Source organism: Chelativorans sp. AA-79, from assembly GCF_029457495.1.
Taxonomy (GTDB): Bacteria; Pseudomonadota; Alphaproteobacteria; order Rhizobiales; family Rhizobiaceae; genus Chelativorans.
Genome location: NZ_CP120363.1, coordinates 70547 through 90873, shown reverse-complemented (window position 1 = coordinate 90873; position 20327 = coordinate 70547). Strand labels below are relative to the sequence as shown.

Annotated in this window: 18 protein-coding genes and 2 pseudogenes; 13 read left to right on the top strand and 7 right to left on the bottom strand. The window is 60.2% G+C overall.

The genetic code is table 11. The features are described 5' to 3' along the window. Nucleotides 1-143 precede the first annotated feature (143 nt). Nucleotides 144-1064 (top strand): NADPH:quinone oxidoreductase family protein, encoded by a 921-nt coding sequence (locus PVE73_RS27570; protein WP_277367940.1) that lies wholly within the window; start codon nucleotides 144-146, stop codon nucleotides 1062-1064. A gap of 30 nt (nucleotides 1065-1094) precedes the next feature. Here PVE73_RS27570 and PVE73_RS27565 read toward each other — a convergent pair whose 3' ends face one another. Further along, entirely contained in the window at nucleotides 1095-2027 is a 933-nt protein-coding gene (locus PVE73_RS27565; protein WP_277367939.1) for a LysR family transcriptional regulator, read from the bottom strand. A 95-nt stretch (nucleotides 2028-2122) separates the two neighbouring features. On the opposite strand from PVE73_RS27565, the gene PVE73_RS27560 reads away from it, so the two are divergent. The 4 genes from PVE73_RS27560 (at nucleotide 2123) to PVE73_RS27545 (ending at nucleotide 5713) form a co-directional block, all read left to right on the top strand. After that, entirely contained in the window at nucleotides 2123-3283 is a 1161-nt protein-coding gene (locus PVE73_RS27560) for a thiolase family protein (protein WP_346772430.1), read from the top strand. Beyond that, complete coding sequence (locus PVE73_RS27555) at nucleotides 3280-3687, top strand: OB-fold domain-containing protein (RefSeq protein ID WP_277367938.1); 408 nt, start codon at nucleotides 3280-3282, stop codon at nucleotides 3685-3687. The genes PVE73_RS27560 and PVE73_RS27555 overlap by 4 nt, the downstream gene beginning before the upstream one ends. 1 nt (nucleotide 3688) lies before the next feature. After that, nucleotides 3689-4468 (top strand): enoyl-CoA hydratase/isomerase family protein, encoded by a 780-nt coding sequence (locus PVE73_RS27550; protein WP_277367937.1) that lies wholly within the window; start codon nucleotides 3689-3691, stop codon nucleotides 4466-4468. A 102-nt stretch (nucleotides 4469-4570) separates the two neighbouring features. Further along, nucleotides 4571-5713, top strand: coding sequence for an acyl-CoA dehydrogenase family protein (locus PVE73_RS27545; protein ID WP_277367936.1), 1143 nt, complete (start codon nucleotides 4571-4573; stop codon nucleotides 5711-5713). Nucleotides 5714-5783: 70 nt separating this feature from the next. Here the strand turns inward: PVE73_RS27545 and PVE73_RS27540 are convergent, their stop codons facing one another. Next, nucleotides 5784-6665, bottom strand: coding sequence for an SDR family NAD(P)-dependent oxidoreductase (locus tag PVE73_RS27540; RefSeq protein WP_277367935.1), 882 nt, complete (start codon nucleotides 6663-6665; stop codon nucleotides 5784-5786). A 412-nt stretch (nucleotides 6666-7077) separates the two neighbouring features. Between PVE73_RS27540 and PVE73_RS27535 the strand changes: the two genes are divergently transcribed. The 5 genes and pseudogenes from PVE73_RS27535 (at nucleotide 7078) to PVE73_RS27515 (ending at nucleotide 11970) form a co-directional block, all read left to right on the top strand. After that, nucleotides 7078-7521, top strand: coding sequence for a strawberry notch-like NTP hydrolase domain-containing protein (locus tag PVE73_RS27535; protein WP_346772431.1), 444 nt, complete (start codon nucleotides 7078-7080; stop codon nucleotides 7519-7521). Continuing rightward, nucleotides 7518-7883, top strand: a pseudogene (locus PVE73_RS27530) (transposase); the annotation flags it as partial. The gene PVE73_RS27535 and the pseudogene PVE73_RS27530, both read left to right, overlap by 4 nt. A gap of 109 nt (nucleotides 7884-7992) precedes the next feature. Continuing rightward, nucleotides 7993-10911, top strand: a complete 2919-nt coding sequence (locus PVE73_RS27525) for a Tn3 family transposase (RefSeq protein ID WP_277367934.1) — start codon at nucleotides 7993-7995, stop codon at nucleotides 10909-10911. Nucleotides 10912-10999: 88 nt separating this feature from the next. Further along, entirely contained in the window at nucleotides 11000-11347 is a 348-nt protein-coding gene (locus PVE73_RS27520) for a helix-turn-helix domain-containing protein (RefSeq protein ID WP_277367933.1), read from the top strand. A gap of 431 nt (nucleotides 11348-11778) precedes the next feature. Further along, entirely contained in the window at nucleotides 11779-11970 is a 192-nt protein-coding gene (locus PVE73_RS27515; RefSeq protein WP_277367932.1) for a hypothetical protein, read from the top strand. 453 nt (nucleotides 11971-12423) lie between these two features. On the opposite strand, the gene PVE73_RS27510 is transcribed toward PVE73_RS27515, so the two are convergent. Further along, on the bottom strand, nucleotides 12424-13116 hold the full coding sequence (locus tag PVE73_RS27510) for a DUF899 domain-containing protein (RefSeq protein WP_277367931.1): 693 nt from the start codon (nucleotides 13114-13116) through the stop codon (nucleotides 12424-12426). Nucleotides 13117-13584: 468 nt separating this feature from the next. Here PVE73_RS27510 and repA point away from each other — a divergent pair, with 468 nt between their 5' ends. The 3 genes and pseudogenes from repA to repC all read left to right on the top strand — a co-directional run. Then, on the top strand, nucleotides 13585-14766 hold the full coding sequence (gene repA, locus PVE73_RS27505; protein WP_277367930.1) for a plasmid partitioning protein RepA: 1182 nt from the start codon (nucleotides 13585-13587) through the stop codon (nucleotides 14764-14766). After that, a complete protein-coding gene (repB, locus tag PVE73_RS27500; RefSeq protein ID WP_277367929.1) occupies nucleotides 14763-15779 on the top strand; it encodes a plasmid partitioning protein RepB in 1017 nt (338 codons plus the stop codon). The genes repA and repB overlap by 4 nt, the downstream gene beginning before the upstream one ends. Nucleotides 15780-15938: 159 nt before the next feature. Then, nucleotides 15939-16511, top strand: a pseudogene (gene repC, locus PVE73_RS27495) (plasmid replication protein RepC); the annotation flags it as partial. A gap of 79 nt (nucleotides 16512-16590) precedes the next feature. Here the strand turns inward: repC and PVE73_RS27490 are convergent. The 4 genes from PVE73_RS27490 to PVE73_RS27475 form a co-directional block, all read right to left on the bottom strand. Continuing rightward, the gene (locus PVE73_RS27490; protein WP_080919223.1) at nucleotides 16591-17457 is read right to left on the bottom strand and encodes a TniQ family protein; all 867 of its coding nucleotides are present in this window, start codon (nucleotides 17455-17457) and stop codon (nucleotides 16591-16593) included. Next, complete coding sequence (locus PVE73_RS27485) at nucleotides 17454-18335, bottom strand: TniB family NTP-binding protein (protein WP_080919224.1); 882 nt, start codon at nucleotides 18333-18335, stop codon at nucleotides 17454-17456. The genes PVE73_RS27490 and PVE73_RS27485 overlap by 4 nt, the downstream gene beginning before the upstream one ends. 13 nt (nucleotides 18336-18348) lie before the next feature. Beyond that, nucleotides 18349-19962, bottom strand: a complete 1614-nt coding sequence (locus PVE73_RS27480; RefSeq protein WP_184702833.1) for a Mu transposase C-terminal domain-containing protein — start codon at nucleotides 19960-19962, stop codon at nucleotides 18349-18351. A gap of 160 nt (nucleotides 19963-20122) precedes the next feature. Further along, complete coding sequence (locus PVE73_RS27475; RefSeq protein WP_277367960.1) at nucleotides 20123-20317, bottom strand: hypothetical protein; 195 nt, start codon at nucleotides 20315-20317, stop codon at nucleotides 20123-20125. Nucleotides 20318-20327 lie beyond the last annotated feature (10 nt).

Genomic DNA, 20327 nt, shown 5'->3' with positions numbered 1-20327 from the left:
AATATTCCGGCGCTTCCGTCACCAGTGGAGCTGGCCCATCATCTAGCCAAGAAGAAGAACGGGAGGTCGCCACCATTCGCGCAGTCATAGTCGATCGCTTCGGCGATCCGGATCAATGCTCGATTCGGGAAGTCACGGATCCTGTGCCGGGGCCGGGCGAACTTGTCATCGAGGCGGGAGCCGCCGGCATCAATTTCCCCGATTTGCTGCTTGTGCGCGGCAAGTATCAGGATCAGCCGCAGCCGCCCTTCACGCCCGGAAAGGAAGCCGCCGGCCGTGTTGTCTCCCTCGGCGAGGGCGTTACCTCTTTCGCCGTCGATGATCGCGTGCTTGCGGTGGTGTCGTATGGCGGATTTGCCGAACGGGTGAAGGCCGATGCCATCGAATGCTATCCGATCCCTGATGCGATCGACGATGTCACGGCGGTGGCCGCCGGCATCGCTTATCTGACCGCATGGTTTGCGCTCAACGAGCGGGGCAGCTTCGTTTCCGGCGAGACCGTGCTGGTGACCGGCGCCAATGGCGGCGTCGGCGTGGCGGCGCTACAGATGATCAAGGCTGCGGGGGGCATCGCGATCGCCGGGCTGACTACGCCGGCCAAGGCCGGCTTCTGCCGCGCCAACGGTGCGGATTACGTCGTCGATCTCTCGGGCACTATCGACAAACAGACGGTGACTCGACAACTGACCGACCTCGGAATTGACAGCGTCGATCTGGTGCTGGAGATGCTGGGCGGCGATATTTTCACGGCAGCGATCAGGGCTCTGCGCTTCCGCGGCCGCTGCGTGTGTATCGGTTTCGCGGCCGGCGGTATCATTCCGGTGCTGCCCGTCAACATACTGCTTATGAAGGGCATCGCCGTCACCGGCTTCCGCATCAACCAGTATCGCCTCGGCATGCCGGAAGAGAGCGCGCGCGCCCAGGCGGAGATATTCGATTCGATCATTGCCGGCCGCCTCGCGCCGCAGGTCATGCGCACATATCCGCTGGCGGAGGCACGACTTGGGCTCGAAAGCATGCTGAAGCGCGAAATTCGCGGCAAGATCGTGTTGACGATGCGCTGATTTGGATCGAAGCGCGCTGCCGTCTGTTGGTCACGCGGTGTTGGCGGGATCAGGCGATTTCGCCGCCTGCAGCCTGAACACCGGCTCGGCGCTTTCGCCGCGCTCTTCCTCCCGCACCTCCCGGGTCAGCCAGTCGCGGAAGACGATGGTCTCGGGTCTTTGCACTTTTGGCGGTAAAGTGAGCCAGTAACGTGATCCGCTGTCCACTAGCGGTCCAAGCTGAACCAGCCTTCCTTGCCGGATCTCGTCCATCACCATGAATTTTGACGCGATGACGACGCCCATGCCGCGCAGGGCAATGTCCACCGCCAGCGACGTTGTCTCGATGACCAGCGTCGGGCCGGTGAGTTTGATGCAGGTCGCCCTCGACCATGTCGTCCAGTCCGCTGGCCGGTTCTTGCTGCTCAGCAGTGTCGCCGAGATCCAGTTCTGGCCATGGGTCTCGGCGACATGCGGAATGGCGAACGGGGCGATGCAGATTGATTGCAGACGACCCGAATTCTCCGTCGGCGGCTCTTCTCCGGCGGACCAGACCGCCGCCGCGACATCGTCACGCGCGAAATCCACAGGTTCCACCGAGGCCCTGATCTCGATCTCGCAATTCGGATGTTCTTCCTTGAAGCGCGGAAGCCGCGGGATCAGCCAGCGCGAGGCCCAGGTGGTATAGCAGCGTATGCGCAGCGGCCCCGTCAGTTCCTTCTTGAGCGCCCCGGTCGCGTCCTCGATGCCGCGAAACGCCTTGCTGATTTCCGCCGCATATTGCTTGCCGGCGGCGTTGAGGGTGATGGTGTTGGCTCCACGATTGAGCAATTGCACCCCGAGATAATTTTCGAGCAGCCTGATGCGTTTGCTGACCGCCGGCTGCGTGATGTTCAGCATGCTGGCTGCGGCGGCAAGGCTGCCATGCGTGGCAACCAGGATGAAGCTGCGGAGCGGATTCAGGGGCGGAAGCGGATCGTGCATCCGCTAGCCATACCCGCAGTTGGGGTACCATGCAAATTTCTCGTTTCCCGAAACCGCCGCTTTGTGGTGACTTGCGGCCTGCGGAGGAAATCAAATTGAACGCTCCTACTTCTGTTGCGTCGCCGGCGCTCGCGTCCACCTGGGCCATGCGTGACAAGACTGCCGTCGTCGGCGTCGGCACGACGGACTATGGCAGCTTCCCTGACTCGGATGCCTACGGCCTGGGGGCCGACGCGCTGAACATGGCGTTGGATGACGCGGGGCTGTCGGTAGGCGATATAGACGGGTTGATCGTCAATCGGATTCCGTCCTACGAGCGTTTCGCCGAGATGATGGGTATTGCCCCGAAATACTGCCTGCAGACGGAAGCTCCGGGCCGCTTCTCGGCGGTTTCGCTCATGTTGGCGGCACAGGCGATCGCAACCGGCGCAGCCAATACGATCGCTCTCGTCTATGGCAACAACGGCCGCAGCGTCCGCGTCCGCTATGGCGGCGGTGATGGAGCCTGGTCTCCGTGGGGGATGACCAGTCCAGGCGCCACCCATGCGATGATGTGGCGCCGCCACATGCATCAGTTCGGCACGAGACACGCGGACCTCGGATGGATCGCCACGGCGTTCCGCCATCACGCGAACCTCAATCCACAAGCCGTCATGCATGACCGCAGGATCACGCTGGAGGACCATGCCGGCGCGCGACCGATTTGCGAGCCGCTCGCGCTGCTGGACTACTGCCTGATCAATGACGGCGGCGTCGCCTGGATCATGACCTCGGCCGAACGGGCAAAGGATCTGCGAAGAAAGCCAGTGCTGGTGTCAGGCTACGCGCGGCAGGACAGCTTCCACTACGGCAGCGCGCCGCCGCAGGATTATTGGTATCCGGCGCTGCGGATGGTCTCGCAGGAGGTCCACCAGCGCGCCGGCACTGGACGAGACGACCTATCAGGCCTTTCGATCTACGACAACTTCACGCCAACGGTGATTTTTTCGCTCGAGGGCATGGGTTTCTGCAAGCAGGGCGAGGGTGGGGACTTCGTCCGTGACGGCACCTTGCAGTTGGGGCAGGGGCGCTGGCCGACCAACACGTCCGGCGGGCATTTGTCCGACAGCTACATGCAGGGCTGGGGCCTGATCGCCGAAGCGGTTCGCCAGCTCCAGGGCGTGTGTGGCGACCGGCAAATCCCGGATGCAAAGGCGATTCAGTATATCTGCGCGACCAACATCGCGTCCTCGGTCATCCTCAGGAGCGCGTCATGACCGGGGCTGCGGCGAAGCCGGCGCCGATCAGGGATGTCTGGAACGGACCTTTCTTGGATGCATGCAAAGACAGAAGGCTGCTGCTGCAATGTTGCCTGGAAACGAAGAAGTTCTTCTATCCGCCGGCACCGGTTTCGCCATACACCGGAAAGCGCGCCTGGGAATGGCGCGAGGCGTCCGGTCAGGGCTCGCTCTGGTCCTTCGTGGTGTTCCATCAGAACTATTTCGCGGGATTCGCTGACGAAATTCCCTATGCGGTGGTAATGGTGGAACTCGATGAAGGCCCGTTTCTGCTGACGAACCTGCGCGGCGCCACTGCATCGGACTTGACGATCGGCCAGCGGGTGAAAGTCGTCTTCGATGAGGGTGAGACGTCGTTGCCGCACTTCGCGCCGGAGACGTGAGATGAGCAGCCAAACCGTTCGGGTCGACAGACACGATGGCTGGGCAATAGTCTCCATCGCGCGAGAGGACAAGCGCAACGCCATGGATCGCCAAACGCGAGACGCGCTGCAGGCAGCCTTTTCGCAATTACGCGGTACCGTGCGGGCAATTGTGCTGACCGGGTCCGGCAAGAGCTTTTGTGCTGGCCTGGACCTCAAGGAACGGGAAAAGGACAAGGCCTCGGGCACGGATACGGCGTCGCAGGAGTGGATAGACGTCAATCTCTCGATCCGCGACCATCCGGCGATCTTCATTGCCGCGGTCAACGGACTGGCGCTTGGAGGCGGTGCGACGTTGATCAGCGTCTGCGATTTGGCGGTGGTCAGCACGGAGGCGTCAATAGGATGCCCTGAATTGGGTTTCGCCACCTATCCCGCCATGGCCGGCCCAGGCCTGCAACTGTCCTTGACCCGCAAGCGCGCCGCCTGGCTGGTGCTGACGACCAACCGCCTCAGCGGGGCTAAGGCCGCGGAGTGGGGCCTGGTCAATGAAGTCGTTCCACATGACCAGCTGCTGGCGCGGGCTTCAGAAATCGCCCGTCAGGTCGCGCAGTTCGACGCCGACGCATTGGCCGAGTCCAAGCGGGCGCTCGACGCCATACCGGCGCGGCACAATGAGTGGGCGGCTGCCTTCGAATACGGCCAGAAAACCAACGCCACCATCCGCTCACGCACCAACGCGGCAGCCGCTGGATTGGCGAATTTCGCCACCGGCAAGAAGAACCCCGGTCAGGGTTTCTGATAGGATCGCCATTAGGCAGGCCGGATTGACGCAGGCAAGGCACAAGCTGCCGTGTCCGCAAAGGAGAGAGAAGTGCATAGCCTCTTGAGCCAAGAATTGACGATGCTTCAGGACCTTGTCCGGAAGTTCGTGACCAGTGAACTCATTCCGCTTGAGAAGAAAGTACAGGAGCGCGAGGCAAGCCGGGGCCTCGGCAATGATCCGGTGATTCCGCCGGATGACTACAGTCGCCTGCTTGGACGGGCACAGGAACTCGGCCTGTGGGGCATGGACGTTCCGGAGGAGTTCGGCGGCAGCGGACTGGGCATCGTTGCCAAGATGGTCGCGGTGGAAGAGATGAGTCGGTCAATCACGCCGTTCCGCCTGCCGCCGGAATCGCCCAATCTCTGGCTGCTGTCGAAAACCTGTACGCCGCAACAGCGGGAAAAGTATCTGCTGCCCTATGCCCGGGGCGACAAGCGCTCTTCGCTGGCCCTGACCGAAGCGGATGCCGGTTCCGATGTCGGCGCCATGCGCACGAACGCCAAGCGCGTCGACGGAGGCTGGCTGCTCAACGGCACCAAGATGTGGATATCGTGGGCGAATGTGGCCGATTTCTTCATCGTGGTGGCGGTGACCGACAAGGAAAAAGGCACGCGCGGCGGGATGACCTCCTTCTTGGTGGATGCCGACACGCCGGGTTTTCGTGTCGGGAACTTCATCCCCACCATGGGCGAGCCGACGCCCTATGAACTGCAGCTGGAAAACGTCTTCATACCCGACGAGCAGGTGCTCGGCGAAATTGGCTATGCCTTCAAGCCGCTTACCAACCGCCTTGGCGTAAGGCGCGTAGAAATCGCTGCGCGATGCGTCGGCATGGCCAACCGGCTGATTGACCTGATGGTAACGCAGGCAGAAAACCGCGTCACCTTCGGCAAGCCGCTTGCGGATCGGCAGGCGGTGCAATGGATGATCGCGGATTCGGCGATCGAGGTCCATGCCGCCAGGCTGATGGTCAGGGACGCGGCCGAGAAGCTCGACGCAGGGATTTCGGATATCCGCGAAGAAGCCAGCATTACCAAGGTTTATGCGACCGAAATGATCAGCCGCGTCGTCGATAGAGCGATGCAGGTCTATGGCGGCATCGGCTTTTCCAAGGAAACGCCGATCGAATACATCTATCGCAACAGCCGGGTGCTTCGCATCCTGGAAGGCGCTTCTGAAATCCACCGCATGCAGATCGCGCGCAAGCGGCTCGGCGAATAGGGCATCGAGGCGCCAGTCCACGCCGGCGGCTCGGGAAGTCGCCGGTCCAGATGCTTCGACAGATTGCCGGTTATGTGGCGACGCCGCCGTTCACACTGAGCACCTGGCCGGTGATGGCGTCGCTCATGGCCGAGCCGAGGAAGACGGCTGCGTCGGCGACGTGCCTGCCTTCGACGTGGATGATCTGCCGCTTGGCCAGCTTCTCGAACATCTTGGCGGCGAATTGCGGGTTCGCTCCGGCGCCGGACTGGATCATGTTGTTCCAGTCGCCGGTGTCGGTGATGGTGATGGCCACGCTGTTGACGTTGATCTTCCAGCGAGCGAATTCCTTGGCCAGGGTGCGGACCATCACATGCGCCGCCGCGGCCGAACCGCCGATCAGCGACTCACCCACCGTCGGGAACTTGCCGGAGTCCGAGGTGATGACGATGATCTTGCCGCCGCCGCGCTCGCGCATGGGCTCAAGCACCGCCTTGACGCAATAAGCCTTCGCCACCCAGTGAGTCTGGGCATAGCCGGCGATTTCATCGGGCGCTATTTCGGAGAACGGGCGAAACCCCTGGGCAACCTTGGTGCGGCCGGAGGCGTTCTGGATGGCGACATCGAGGCCGCCCATCTTCTCGATGGCCCGCGCGACCGCCGCCGCGACCGACTCGTAGCTCGTGATATCGCAATCGACAAAATGCGCCTTGCAGCCGGAGGCCTCCAACTCCGCTACCGTGGTGTCACCGGTCGCGCCGTCCCGGCCGGTCACGGTCACTTCTGCCCCGGCTTGAGCGTAACCCAGGGCGACAGCCTTGCCGATCTTGCGTGTGCCGCCGAAAACGAGAACCTTCTTGTCCCGCAATCCCAACGCGTCCGTCATTCCAGTCCTCCCAGATTGTGCTTTTTGCCGCTGCGGCCACGAGTGTTCAGGGCTGCCGGATTTCCCGCCAACCCCCTTGAGCCCCATCTGTTGATTCGTATTGAAGACGCGTGAAACAGGCTGGGTATGTCCGCCGGGCGCAACCTGCGAGACATGCTCGTTGTCAACGAGAGCACTTTCTCAAGACGATTCCTAAGGGCGCGGTAGTGTTGAAAAGCTTTCCAAGTTCCTCGGCGAGACCACATGAAGGCGTCGGCGGATGCGCAGAGATCTAAGGGGAAGGATAAGATCATCGACATAAACTCTTATTCTATAGCATAGACAATTAAAATGTAAATGTGTTTATTGGATAGACCATCAGTAAGAAATATATTTGCCTATGAGCGATGAATGTACCACACGGGCTGATCGCCTGGGAAGGCTATGAGTTTTCGGGATACCCAAACCGGCAGTATGGCTCCATGAGGATCGTTGTTGAGAACGTGATAAGAAGTCCCGGATCGCCCAGATTCTCAACTGGGTCGACCAAGAGGCGTGGAGCGGCGGAGCCCCCACTAGGACAAAAAAGCCTTTCGATGGTGTCATCGTCTTCGATGAAGCTCACGCCATGGCCAATGCGGCCGGCGGCAAAAGCGAGCGCGGCGATGTCTCGCCGTCGCAGCAGGGCAGGGCGGGCCTGCGCCTGCAGCATGCGCTGCCCAACGCCCGTGTCGTCTATGTCTCGGCCACCGGCTCAAAATGGCGAAGCTTGCTTGCACGCAGGTCAACCAAGTTTTTCACTGGCTTCGTACACACGACCTGCTGGATGGCTGAACCACCACCGAGCGTCGGACGTGCAAACGGAACGAGGTCCATTTTGCGTAAATTTTTTTGGCAATTTCGTATTGGACATCGGCAATTTCGCTATTGTCTTCCCGATCAAGAAGCACAGTGTGCGGCATGAATGCGGTCAGCAGCGGCTCGTCTCGGGCCATGTAGTACGGACAACCTGTGGTCTGCGCCTTTGAGCCGAAAGGGAACTATCACCGGCCGATAGCATGGCGTCTGGCTGAAGCGGGTTTTGAGGTGCGGCTGGTGTCGTCGCTGGCGCGCGCCAGAACACGCGAAGCCATGCACAACAGCTGGGACAAGAACGATCCCAAGGATGCGCAGGTGATCCTGCACATGCTCAGGATCCAGGCGACGCAGGTCTATCATGATCCACTGCGCGCCGGCATCAACGACGTGCAGGAACTGTCGAAGACGCATGAAGCGATCGCTGCGGCCAAGACCCAGATCCAGCACCGCATCCTGACGCACTATTTGGCCCAGTGACCTCATAGCTGTTGAAAAACGACAACGAACGGAACATCCCAGCAACTCCGGCGGACGGTCTGGGTAGGATGGCGCTAGTGACTCGAACAAGGGCGCGCCGATGGACCGGACTTGGAGCAGACAGGAACTCGCGGAACATTGGAGCCTTGGGTTTGAAGAGCTGGCGCGGATCGAGGCCAAATCGGAGGCTTTGCGGCTTGGCTTCGCGGCGCAGTTGAAATTCTACCAGTTGGCGGGGCGGTTTCCGGCATCGGCGGCAGAGATCCCCGATGCGGCAGGATGCTACCTTGGCGATCAGCTTGGGCGCCCTGTGGCGGAACTGATCGATTATGATTGGTCAGGCCGCAATGGCCAGCGACACCGCGCGGAAATCCAGGATCTTCTTGGGATCCGTACGTTTGAAGCGCCCGATCTCGAGGCGCTGCGGCGCTGGCTCGAAACGGAGGTCTGTCCGTCCGGTGCGGCGCTGGAGGCGACGATTGAGCCGATCGACCGCTGGTGCTGGGCCCGCAAAATTCAGCCGCCAAGCAAATCCGGGTCGCAGCGCCTGGTCCGCTCGGCCAGACGGCGTTTTGAAGAAGCGTTTCTGACACGGATTACGGCGTCCCTTGCGCCGGAATCGATCAACCGGATGGAAGCATCGCTGAGCGATCCATACGCGCCGGCCGGGTTTTCTGCGCTCAAGGCCGATCCCGGTCGGATCGCCCTGGATAGCGTCCTTAAGGCCGCGGCCCGCCTGTCGTTCGTGCGCCGGCTGGGGCTGCCGCGTGGCATTCTCACAGCGGTCGGCGCACCAGTCATTGAGCGTTTTCGCCGCCGCGTTGCGCATGAGACGGCCTGGGAGATACGGCGGCATGTGCAAGCGCGTCGGCTGGGCATGTACGCGGTTTTTCTGATGGCGCGCGAGGCGGAGATCACCGATGGGCTGGTCGATCTTCTGCTTGAGACGGTTCACAAGATCGGGGTGACCGCCGAGCGCCGGACAACGGCAGCGCTCGCACGCGACATTGAACGCGTTGTTGGCAAGGACCGGCTTCTGGCCGACATTGCCGAGGCGGCAACTGGAAATCCGGACGGCACCGTGCGCAATGTGATCTTTCCCGTGGTCGGGGAGACGAAGCTCAAGGCGATTATGGCGGAATACAAGTCCCAGGGCGCTTGGGAGCAGCGGATTCATCACACGATGCGCGGCTCCTATGCCAGCCACTACCGGCGCATGCTTCCCCCGCTCCTGGAGGTTTTGGAGTTTCGTTCGAACAATGCGGCGCACCGGCCCGTTCTGGATGCGTTGGCATGGATTCGCCGGGCACGGCGCGAGGGCCGCCGGTTGCTCAGCATCGCCAACGGCGTTCCGGTTGACGGTGTGATTCCGGTCAAATGGCGCGATTTCGTGATCTCGGGCGACGGGCGGATCAACCTGATCGACTACGAGCTTTGCGTACTGCAGGCGTTGCGCGAGCGCATCCGGGCCAAGGAGATCTGGGTGGTTGGCGCTGATCGGCACCGCAATCCGGACGATGATTTGCCGAAGGATTTCGACCTTCGCCGGGTCGAATATTACGCCGATCTGGGTCTGTCGATGGATGCTCGCGCCTTCACTGCCGCGCTCAAGGCGGAAATGGAGGAAGAATTGCGCCGCCTCGACGCCGAGTTGCCAGGCAACCGAAGCGTCCGCATTCTCTGGCGCGGGGCGAACCGGGTTTCTGTTTCGCCAACGCCGCCGCAACCCGAACCGCCTGGCCTGACGGCGGTGAAGACGGAGGTCGCACGGCGCTGGCCAATGGTGGCCTTGCTCGATCTTCTCAAGGAAGCCGCGCTCGACACCGGGTTCCTCGACGCCTTCAAGACATCGGGCGAGCGCGTGGCGCTTGATCCCGCCACGCTGCAACGCAGGCTTCTGCTTTGCCTGTATGGGCTTGGAACCAATGCCGGGCTCAAGCGCGTCAGCGCCGGCGTTGAGGACGTAAGCTACAAAGAACTGCTCCATGTCCACCGGCGTTTCATCCATGTGGAAGCCCTGCGCGATGCCGCGCGGCGCGTGGCCAACGCTACCCTGGCGATCCGAAATCCGATGATCTGGGGTGACGTCGGCACGGCGTGCGCGTCGGACTCGAAGAAATTCGGCGCCTGGGACCGCAACCTGATGACGGAATGGCATATCCGCTATGGTGGCCGCGGCGTGATGATCTACTGGCATGTCGAGAAGCGCTCGACCTGCATCTACTCGCAGCTCAAACGCTGCTCGTCATCGGAGGTCGCCGCCATGATCGAGGGCGTGCTGCGCCACTGCACCGATCTGGAGATTCGCCGTCAGTATGTTGACAGCCATGGTCAAAGCGAGGTGGCGTTCGCTTTCTGCAAGTTGCTCGGCTTCGAACTGGCCCCGCGCCTGAAGGCGATTGCGCGCCAGAAACTGTGCCTGCCGCGTCCGGGCATGAAGGGCGACCTGCCCAATCTGATGCCCATCCTCTCGGAGGTGATCGACTGGGCCAGCATCGAGCGGCAATACGACGAAATGGTGAAGCACGCCATCGCTATGCATCGCGGTATCGCCGATGCGGAAGCGATCCTGCGCCGCTTCGCGCGATCGGAGATCATGCATCCCACCTACAAGGCTCTCGCTGAACTGGGACGGGCGATCAAGACGATCTTCCTGTGCCGCTATCTGCGCACGGAGCCGTTGCGGCAGGAAATCCACGAAAACCTGAACGTGGTCGAGAACTGGAACAGCGCCAACAGCTTTGTCTTTTTCGGCAAGGGCGGTGAGGTGGCGACCAACCGGCTGGAGGATCAGGAGATCTCGGTGCTGGCGCTGCACCTACTCCAGAACTGCCTTGTCTACGTCAACACGCGGATGCTGCAATCCGTTCTGGGTAATCCGGCTTGGGCGGCACGCATGACGCCGGAAGATCACCGCGGGCTGACGCCTCTCAGCTACGCGCACGTCAATCCCTATGGGCGCTTCGAGGTCGATTTGGAGAGGAGGATCGACTTCGACTTGTTGAAGGCGGCCGCCTAGCCAACTCTTTACAGAAAGCGGACCGTACCGCCTTTGTTCTGACCATTGTCGCTTTTCAACAGCTATGAGGTCACCGGGCCACGTTGGCATGCGACATGCGCGCTACCGGCGCCGTCCGACCGACGATGTCGGTCGGCGGATTCGTGGATTTCTTGAAGGCATCGAGACTGGCGCACGTCGCGGCATGGAGGATCTGCAAAAGGTCACACTAGCACGCGATGTGATGCTCAGGCGTTGCGAAGGACGGCGCAAAAGCTCCAAGCTTCCTAAGCTAGTGGCGCTGTTCGTCAAACGGCCGCTCGTTTCGGTCCCGATGGCCGCGAAGACACTTAAAGTCTCGCCCCAGGCAATCGAACGAATGCTGGACGAACTTGGAGGCGCTTTGCCGCGTGAGCTAACCGGTCGCGGTCGTTTTCGCGCCTGGGGAATTCTCTGATCCGGTTCAGACCGAGGACCGAGCGGTGCCCCTAAGCCCCTCCCCTCGAGCGCCCTCCCACGCGGCAACGCGGGTGAATGCCCGCGAGTCACGTTTCGTCTTTTCTCTGCTTGCTTTGCGCCTGGAACACACGGTCGCCGTTGATCGATCCGCGGAATCCTGACAATGGCGCCACCCGTTCTGCATCTGTTGCCAATGGAGACGATTGATATGGCTTGAGGGCCGGCAATGACATCGGCATCCGGTTTCACGGCGGCTCTTTTTCCTTAGTGACCTTCCGCAATCCTTTATCGTCGCAGGGTACGCCGCGCTCTTCCCGCCGGCAAATCGAAGATTTCTCCACTTCGTTGCGACCCTGCGGGTGCAGTCGGTTTCTTCGCGTCGCGCCCAAGCTCCGAAGATTGCGAAACATCACTTTTCAGGAGCCAGCCATGAAAACTCTTCTCGCCTTTCTCCGTCGTACCGGCCGTAACACCCGCCGCCATATCAATCGACTCACGACCATGTTGAAGCACAGCGGGACACTCAAAGTGGGCGTGAGTGTCAGCATTCCGCCAGTCATCAAGATTAGCGTTGACTACGCCGCTAGATTCGGCGCAAAGCAATCCGAGAACGACATCTGACGTTAACATGGCGGGCATCGCCCGCCATTTGTTGCGGGCTCCCAAGCTGCTAGATGTCGAGTTCCCAGCTGGGAACTCCCATTTCAAGTGGGTAGAAACCCCAGCAAAGGTGGGGCCGCGATATTGTGCGTTCCCAGCTGGGAACTGCAGTGGAGTGCTGGCCGAATTCATCAGTGTTCCCAGCTGGGAACATTGCCCTTACAGGCATTCGCACTGATGTCCGAGTCCCAGAGCCATCTGGTTTGCGCCGACAATCTGGGTAATGCCTCAGTCCAAGTACCGGCTGTGGGTGGCGAGCGGTCGCCTGCTGCAACTGGCAGGAACGGCTGAGGTCACTAGAAGCCGTCATTCCGTGCGCTCTTTAAAACCCACCGCTCGCTCTGCGGCGTGAGTCGACCGCTCGCCGACCTTCGAAGAGCGGCCGTTCTGCCGGTATCCCTGCGGTGTCGGCGGTCACGCATTCTCGCCGTACGCATCGTGATAGTTCCACCACTTATAAGGGGGCGTCTGCGGGTAGCCGACCGGCGAGTCCTCCCACTCCTCCTGGCGCCCCAGCGCGGTAATGTCGAGGTAGCTCCATGTGCTCCCCATCGCCTCATCGCCGCGGCTGTTGACGAAGTAGGTGCGGAAGATCCCTTCGCTCTCGCGGATGAAGGCGTTGGTCCCGTGCCACTCGCGGACATCGAAGTCCGTGTCGAAGTCGTCGACGATCGTGTACCAAGGGATCTCCGTCCATCCCATCCGCTTCTTCAAGCCTTGGATCTCGGCCTGGGGCGCGCGCGAGACGAAAGCAAGCGTGGTGTCGCGAGCGTTGAGATGAGCCGGATGTGCGACTTGATCGGCGAGGAACGAGCAGCCAACACAGCCCCGTTCCGGATACGCATCTCCTTCCGCGTTGGGAGTGACCTCAGGCCCATAGAAGAAGCGATAGACGATTAGCTGCCTGCGCCCCTCGAACAGGTCGAGGAGGCTCGCCGGTCCGTTCGCGCCCTCGAACCGGTAGTCCTTCTCGACGGCCATCCACGGCATCCGCCGGCGTTTGGCGGCAATCGCGTCGCGGGCGCGGGTGAACTCCTTCTCCTCCACGAGCAGCTTCTCGCGCGCGTTCTTCCACTCCTGTGCCGAGACGATCGGTGGTGTCTTCATTGTCCTCTTTCCTCCTTCAGTCGGTCGACCACGTCCATGCAGGCGAACCCAGCAGGGCGAAGGTTCCATGATGGATGAGCGGAACGAGCTTCACATTGTTCCTTTGCAAATTGACCGGCCCGCCGAGGGTAGGGGCCACTTACAAGACGGATCACGGCGCACAAATCCGACAGCCTTAGCCGAACGTCCGCTGCCGGCAGCAATATGGGCGCGGGAAGGTCCGAGAACCGCCATACTAGGCCGCCCAACATTGCTCGGTTGTCCGTCTTGGTCGGGATCGTGAGCCGAATTTGAAACCGAGATACCACTACAATCTGCGTAAGGTTGCCCGGAGAACCAGAATCAGATTACTAAATGCTACGGAAAAAGCTCGAAATTCGATTTCTCACCGTAGTAGTGGCTGTTTCATAATTTGTTAACCATTGTCGAGTGACGATGTGGCGAGATTTCGGTGAGAGGGGAGACTGAATGACTCGGCATCTGAGCAGCCTGCATTTCATGCAGACGTTTTCGACAAAGCTCGACACGGCTTTGACGAATTTGTCGCTCGCGCAATATCCGCCGGATGCCACTCGCTCGATGCGCAAGTTTTCATCCTCTGAGACCGCCGCGTTGCTCGGTGTGACAGAGGCCTACATCCGCCAGATTTCGCTGAAGGGGCAGGGGCCAGAACCGGAGACGACATCCAACGGTCGTAGGCTCTACTCTCTCGAGCAGGTCCTTGAATTGCGACTTCTGCTGGCTGAGAAAGGGCGAAAGAAGTGGATGAACCCGCGCCGCATCGCCGATGAATCATGCCAGATCATTGCGATAACGAACTTCAAGGGCGGATCATCGAAGACGTCGACGGCGATTCACCTGGGCCATTGGCTGGCGCTTCGTGGATATCGCGTCCTGGCCGTTGACATGGATCCGCAAGCCTCATTGACAAGCCTGCACGGCGCTATTCCGGGGTTTGATTATCGCGAGGGCGAAACTCTGTACTCTTCCATCCGGTTCGAGGATCCAATACCTACAGATCAGATCGTCCACAGAACACACATAGTCGGTTTCGACGTGATTTGCGCCGGACTTGAACTGACGGAATTTGAAACGGCTGTCGCAATTGAGATGCGCAAGTCCGGAGGAACGGGTTTTCTCCTGCGTGTATCTCAGGCGCTTGAGCAGGTCACCGAGAATTATGACGTCATTCTTCTCGACTGTGCGCCAACGCTAAACTTCCTAACGCTGTCATCACTGACGGCGGCAACTGGTGTTTTGATACCGGTGCCCGCCCACATGTTGGATGTCGACAGCACAGGCAAGTTTCTCGAACTAGCAGCGTCCTACATGCAAATCCTCGATCAAGCGGGAACAGGTGCCCGTTGGGATTTTGCAAAGTTCCTAATTACCAAATTCGAGCCGAACGATCATCCACAGGCGAATATGCAGGCGTTGATGCGCCAAGTTTTCGGTGACGATCTACTTCTCAATCCGGTCATCAAGTCGACAGCTGTTGCTGATGCGCTGACGTGGAAGCAAAGTCTGTATGAGGTTCAGCGCTCGAAATTCTCTGCGCCAAAGACCTATGACCGAGCAATCGAGTCGATCAATGCAGCGAACGCCGAGATTGAGGGCCTGGTCACGAACGCATGGGGACGTGAAGAATGAGCCGGAAAGACTCAAAAGGCATGTTCACCGCAGTGCTCAGTCAGATCAACGATGATGATCAAGGCGTGGCTGACAGCGCCAGCGTGAAAAGCAAATCGCCGCACTTGCTCAAAGTCGCCGCCGGCGTTCGACAGATGCAGGAGCGAAGCGAGATTGCCGACAAATTACTTAGGGAAGGGGACCATACCGTCGAGTTGGACCCGGACACTATTCTTCCGTCCTTGATCCCAGACCGTTTCGATAGCGCTTACGATGACGCGGCGGTCTCGGACATCGTCGAGTCCATGCGTGTGCGAGGACAGATCGTGCCCGGTCTGGTGCGGCCGGTTTCTAACGACATCGGATCGTTCCAGATCGTATATGGGCGGCGGCGTTTGGCGGCTGCGAAGATACTTGGCATCAAATTTCGTGCTGCAGTCCGTGAGCTCACGGACGAAGAAGCCGTCATATTCCAAGGTGAGGAGAACACGTCCAGGGAAGATCTGTCATTCATCGAAAAATGCTTGTTTGCTGTAGCGCAGCAGGAAGCTGGCTACAAAAGAGAGACGATTTGCGCCTCTCTATCAACCGGCAAGTCGCACGTATCAGAAATGATCAAGATCGGGACGTCAATTCCGAAAGACATTCTGCACGCAATCGGCAAGGCGCCAAGCATCGGTCGCAACAGGTGGGAGGATTTCCTGCAGCTTTACGGTATCGACAGCAGTACGCAGATCGTTGCCGATACCATTAGAAAGCGCAGTTTCCTGGACGCTTCGTCAGACGACAGGTTCAATACGCTGCTTGCCGCTATGAAGACCGATATGGGCGCGCGTAAGCCCGTCACAGGTCAGGCTCGCAACTCTCAGGCTTGGGTGCCTCAAGATAGGTCCGTCAGTGTCAGGCTGAAAGACAATGGGAAATCCGCAACGCTTGCCATCGGCAATGCGGACGGCCCGAAATTCGCGGCGTTCATCGCGGAGCGATTGGATGACCTTTATGAGGCATTCAGGAAGGACGTGTCCGAGCAATAGGAGTTACAAACCGCAAAAGAAAAAGGCCCCGACGGCGAACCGCGGAAGCCCTTCTCCGATCTAGACAATCAGAGAATCTCATTTCCGCGAATCAGTGTCAAGCGTTTAGCGCCAATTCGGTGAGCGGATTTCTTTTGCCTAACGATAGGTGAGAGAGAAATGCAGACGTACGTTTCAACGACGCCCTTTGGGCGGCGACCAATAACGCTTGGCCATCTCGCAACTCAGACGGCGGCAAAGACCATTGCCGATGATGTCACTGTGAACAAGTGGCACACTTTCCAGTACATCCGTGAAGCCCGTGATCTCCTTGGCGCGACCGACAGATCGCTGGCTATCCTGAACGCCCTGTTGTCGTTTCATCGTGAGACGGAGTTCACAGGTTCGGCAGAGCTGATCGTTTGGCCCTCGAACGAGCAGTTGATGGCGCGCGCCAATGGAATGCCGGCCACGACGTTGCGCCGTCATCTCGCCGTACTGGTGGAATGCGGCCTGATCATCCGCCGGGACAGTCCCAACGGGAAGCGCTTCGCTCGCAAGGGCAGGGGAGGGGAGATCGAGCAGGCCTACGGCTTCGACCTTTCACCGATCGTTGCCCGCGCAGAGGAATTCAAAGATCTGGCTGAAGCCGTCCAGGCCGAAAAGAAGGCCTTCCGCGTCGCCAAGGAACGCTTAACGCTTTTGCGCCGGGATATCGTCAAGATGATCGACGCAGGCATGGAGGAGAATGTCGCTTGGCATTTAAATGCAAGAATGCGGTGGTTTTGCCCGGGTTAGGCACTTAATCGTGAGAATTCCTGCAGCCAGATTCTCAAATTAACTGCATTTGCCTAGAAGCTCGCAGCGTGCCGGCTTGAGCTATCATGTTCTCTGCGGCGTCAGAGAATCGGGCCCGGTTGTCGCCCATCATGTGCCCACGCAGCATCCGGAGCATTTCCGGGCCGGCGCGCTCGACGATGGCAACGCCGGCCAGCAGAGCCGGCCGCATATCGAGCGGCAGGATCGGCTTTGCAGGTGTGGGCAGATTCTGCAATTGCTCGGCAACGACATGGTCGAGATCGGGAATGATGGCGCCGAGCACCCGGTAGCGCCAAAGCTCGTGCTCGCGCGGTAGGGGCCAGATCACTCGCCGCATCAACAGAAGCCGGGCGATTTCGGTCGCCGATGTCCAGGTTCGAATGCCGCGTTCGGCTTCGTCGTCGAGCAGCTTTTCACCCCGCAGAGCCGCACGGTGATTTTGCCGGAAAGGGGAGCGAAGTTCACCTTTTCCGAACCCTCGTAGTAGTGTTCCGCAATGTACGCAGGTAATCCGCCACCCCAGCAGCTGGTTTCGCAGGATTGGCGCTGGTTCCGCGCTACCGGGGCTGCAACGTGCACAGGTCTGTGCCGGCCTCGCGGCGATTAGTCGATGCGACGACTTCGGCACATTGATGAAGGTCATTCGACGTAAAACAGCCGGTTTGGCGGCGAAAATACTGGCGAGGCGGACTTCCTGATCGCCGCTCAGATGGAGATCGACTGCTCGCAATGAGGAGGCCTCCGGCAGGCAATGCTGGAGCATGACGAGCGGCGGAACCGCGTAGAAGGCGGCATGGCGACTGATCCAAGACGACAGAAGCTCGTCAGGGTAGGGCGGCAATCTCACTGGCAACTGCCGTGGCGGCGCGGTCTCCGTCATGCGAACGCCGCCTCGGCCTCGAACTCCGGCTCCCAGTTTTCGACAGATTCGTCTGCAATATGCTCTTGGCCGCGTTCGATGGCGTCAACCGCGAGGTCGTTGATCATGTGGAAGATGCTGGCGGTGATGCCCTCGGTTATCTGCAGAATCCGTCGCAGTGATTTCGGCGTGAGCACCGAGGGTCGACGCAGCGGCGTATTGCGCAGGATCGATGCCACCAGCGTCTCGAACTGCTCGTTCGCCGCCCACCTGCTCAAGGTGAACTGCTCAAACCGGCGTGCAAGCTGGACGTCGCCACCGATCGCCTCGCGCGCCTCGTTAACGCCGAAGCAGACCAGGGAGATCTGCAGACGATTGCTGAGGAAACGCAGCGTGTTCAGGACAATGCGCTGCTCGCGATAAGATCCGGCGAGAATGTTGTGCACCTCGTCGATCACCAGCACCTGCACACCGATGGCCTCCATGATGCGTAGCGCCGCTTGCTCCATCTGGGCGATATCGGCGCGTGGCCTCTGTGGTGCGCCGAGAAGGGTGAGCAGTTCGGCGTAGAACCGCCGCTCGCCGGGCCGGCTCGTCATCTCCATGGCCAGAACGGGCGTCTTCAGCGTACCCGTCACCGGGTTGAAGCACGGCGGGTGTTCGTCCCGGAACCGCTTCATGATCATGGTCTTGCCCATGCCACTGTCGCCATAGATCGCGACAGAAGGCATGCGTGTGCCGCGTGGATGGTCGAGAAGCCGGCTCAGCCGATCGAGCGCCTGCTTGGCGCGTGGGTAGAGCACCCATCGGCGCGATCGTATCGCGCGAATGCGCCGCTCGTCCGTTTCGGCAAGCAGTGCGCCGGCGCCGGCGGTCAGGTGGGAGATTTGATCGCTCATGTTTCACTCCAGCTCAATCTGTATCCTCAACAAAGGGTACAGGTTTGCTGGAGTCGACGCCGCGGAGCGAGCCCAATCCCCGATCATCCACCTTCGATTTCGAAGAAGCCTTCCCGCGTCGCGCAGCCGCCGTCTTATTGGTTGCCGCCTCGACCAATTCCCGCTGCGCGACGGCGGTGCGGACGATGGCGCGGGTGTCGACTTCGCGACGGCCCTTCGCACGTAAGGTACGCCGGGCGGTTAGTGCCTCGTGTAGCGTTATCGAGGGCAGGGTCACGTCGGCATAACGGGCCTCAACGAAGTTTCCCGATGGCCGCCGGACGAAGATGCGCGCCATGTCGCGCGGATCATATTTTACGAGTAGGCGCCGGTCAGAACGTCCGACGTCGGCGCTCAATGCCGGCGACCAGTAGCGCAGTTTGAACAGATGAATCCCGTCAGGCATCAACGTCCGCTCCTGCTCCGGCAGGAACGTCAGCCAGAAGCGCATTCGATCTTGCGGCAACCGAAGCGGGATTTCGCCCTCGTGCTCCCGCCACACCGCGATCGGCGGTCGACCCAGACTGCTGTGGATCGATTGATGATAAGCGCCGACAATGTCGAGAGCGATGTAGCGCTCGAGCTCCCTCAGAGTCAGTGCCGCATGTCGCTTCGAGTCATAGGCGCCCAACTCCTGTTCGTTGCTGAACGTTGTTCCGGGCAGGAGATGCAGCCTGCCCATCTGAGTGCCGATCAGGCGCTCGATATGACCGCCGAAACGCGGCTCACCGGGTGGCCGCCACTCGATCGCGATGCCCGCGTCCTGGCACCCTCGCTTGAAGGCCCGGCTTCGGAAGTCGGCACCATTGTCAACATGCACCATGTCCGGCAGACCGGCGACGGGCCAGGACTCCGTTATCTCGCGCTCCCGCAGCCATGCCGATTTGTCGAAGACGGAGTGTAGCAGGCACATGCTGGTGGACAGGCGGGACGGCGCCTCCATCGTGAGATAAAAGCCGGTCACCATCCGGCTGCAGACATCCATCGCCAGCGTCAGCCATGGCCGTCCGATCGGCTGCCGCGTCTCCTCGTCAACGACAAAGATGTCTGCCTTGGTATGGTCGATCTGGACCACTGCCAGGGGACGGGAGACTTCGAATGATCCGGGGACGGCCGTTGTCGCCTTGACGATTTTCTGTTCGCCACGCCGATTTGCGCGCTTCTGCAGGTCGATGTCCTTCACGCGGGCGACGATCGTTCGGCGATGTGGCGGCTTCAGCCCGACCGAAATGCAGTTCGTCTGCACGTCCCGCACCAACTGCGAGATCGTCGGTCGGGTCCGCTTCAAGTAGAACTTTTTGATAGTCTTGCTAACGATCTCCTCCCGTTTCTCGTCCAGCGTACGATGACCCACAGGCCGTCCACGCTTGCGATCGACAAGAGACAGAACGGTCCCGCCGACGCGGAACAGCTTGATCAGCCGGTAGGCCGTCGCCTGACTCACATTCATCCCGGCAGCGAGCCCCGAAACGTTTGCCGCGGTCGCACCGTCAGGATTGCGCCTCAGGAATTCACGGAGCGCATCTGCCCTTCGGCAAGCTTCATCCCAAAGCGCTTCGTCGATCTCATCAGGGATCCGATCTCTCATGGCAGGCTCGCGAGGAAAACATCACGAGTCTCATTCTCACATTAAGTGACAAAAGCCAATGCGCATTATCGAATTAACTGCCCATTCGCAAATTAAGTGCTGGCGTAAGCATCTGAAATCATTGAAGCATGATTCTCATCATTAAGTGCCGAGCGACACATCATGCCCGTAGTCGATAAAGCACTTTATATGTTGAAGAACTGTCGGGCCGTTGCGAAAAGCGATGCAGAAGCTCGAGGGTGGTCGCCGCTGAGGCGGGACGCCCGCAACGGTAGCCTTGGCCGAGTGTACAACCGAGGTAGGCCAATTTGTTGGCCTGGTCCTCCGTTTCGATTCCTTCGGCAATGAACTGCATGTCGAGCTCA

What these genes read in the sequence shown, in the direction of transcription:
- PVE73_RS27520 (WP_277367933.1), top strand. Translation starts at nt 11,000, where the DNA reads ATGCGACATGCGCGCTACCGGCGCCGTCCGACCGACGATGTCGGTCGG.
- PVE73_RS27490 (WP_080919223.1), bottom strand. Translation starts at nt 17,457, where the DNA reads ATGACGGAGACCGCGCCGCCACGGCAGTTGCCAGTGAGATTGCCGCCC.
- PVE73_RS27510 (WP_277367931.1), bottom strand. Translation starts at nt 13,116, where the DNA reads ATGAAGACACCACCGATCGTCTCGGCACAGGAGTGGAAGAACGCGCGC.
- PVE73_RS27515 (WP_277367932.1), top strand. Translation starts at nt 11,779, where the DNA reads ATGAAAACTCTTCTCGCCTTTCTCCGTCGTACCGGCCGTAACACCCGC.
- PVE73_RS27540 (WP_277367935.1), bottom strand. Translation starts at nt 6,665, where the DNA reads ATGGGGCTCAAGGGGGTTGGCGGGAAATCCGGCAGCCCTGAACACTCG.
- PVE73_RS27485 (WP_080919224.1), bottom strand. Translation starts at nt 18,335, where the DNA reads ATGAGCGATCAAATCTCCCACCTGACCGCCGGCGCCGGCGCACTGCTT.
- PVE73_RS27565 (WP_277367939.1), bottom strand. Translation starts at nt 2,027, where the DNA reads ATGCACGATCCGCTTCCGCCCCTGAATCCGCTCCGCAGCTTCATCCTG.
- PVE73_RS27555 (WP_277367938.1), top strand. Translation starts at nt 3,280, where the DNA reads ATGACCGGGGCTGCGGCGAAGCCGGCGCCGATCAGGGATGTCTGGAAC.
- PVE73_RS27480 (WP_184702833.1), bottom strand. Translation starts at nt 19,962, where the DNA reads ATGAGAGATCGGATCCCTGATGAGATCGACGAAGCGCTTTGGGATGAA.
- PVE73_RS27545 (WP_277367936.1), top strand. Translation starts at nt 4,571, where the DNA reads ATGCTTCAGGACCTTGTCCGGAAGTTCGTGACCAGTGAACTCATTCCG.
- PVE73_RS27550 (WP_277367937.1), top strand. Translation starts at nt 3,689, where the DNA reads ATGAGCAGCCAAACCGTTCGGGTCGACAGACACGATGGCTGGGCAATA.
- repA (WP_277367930.1), top strand. Translation starts at nt 13,585, where the DNA reads ATGACTCGGCATCTGAGCAGCCTGCATTTCATGCAGACGTTTTCGACA.
- PVE73_RS27525 (WP_277367934.1), top strand. Translation starts at nt 7,993, where the DNA reads ATGGACCGGACTTGGAGCAGACAGGAACTCGCGGAACATTGGAGCCTT.
- PVE73_RS27475 (WP_277367960.1), bottom strand. Translation starts at nt 20,317, where the DNA reads ATGCAGTTCATTGCCGAAGGAATCGAAACGGAGGACCAGGCCAACAAA.
- repB (WP_277367929.1), top strand. Translation starts at nt 14,763, where the DNA reads ATGAGCCGGAAAGACTCAAAAGGCATGTTCACCGCAGTGCTCAGTCAG.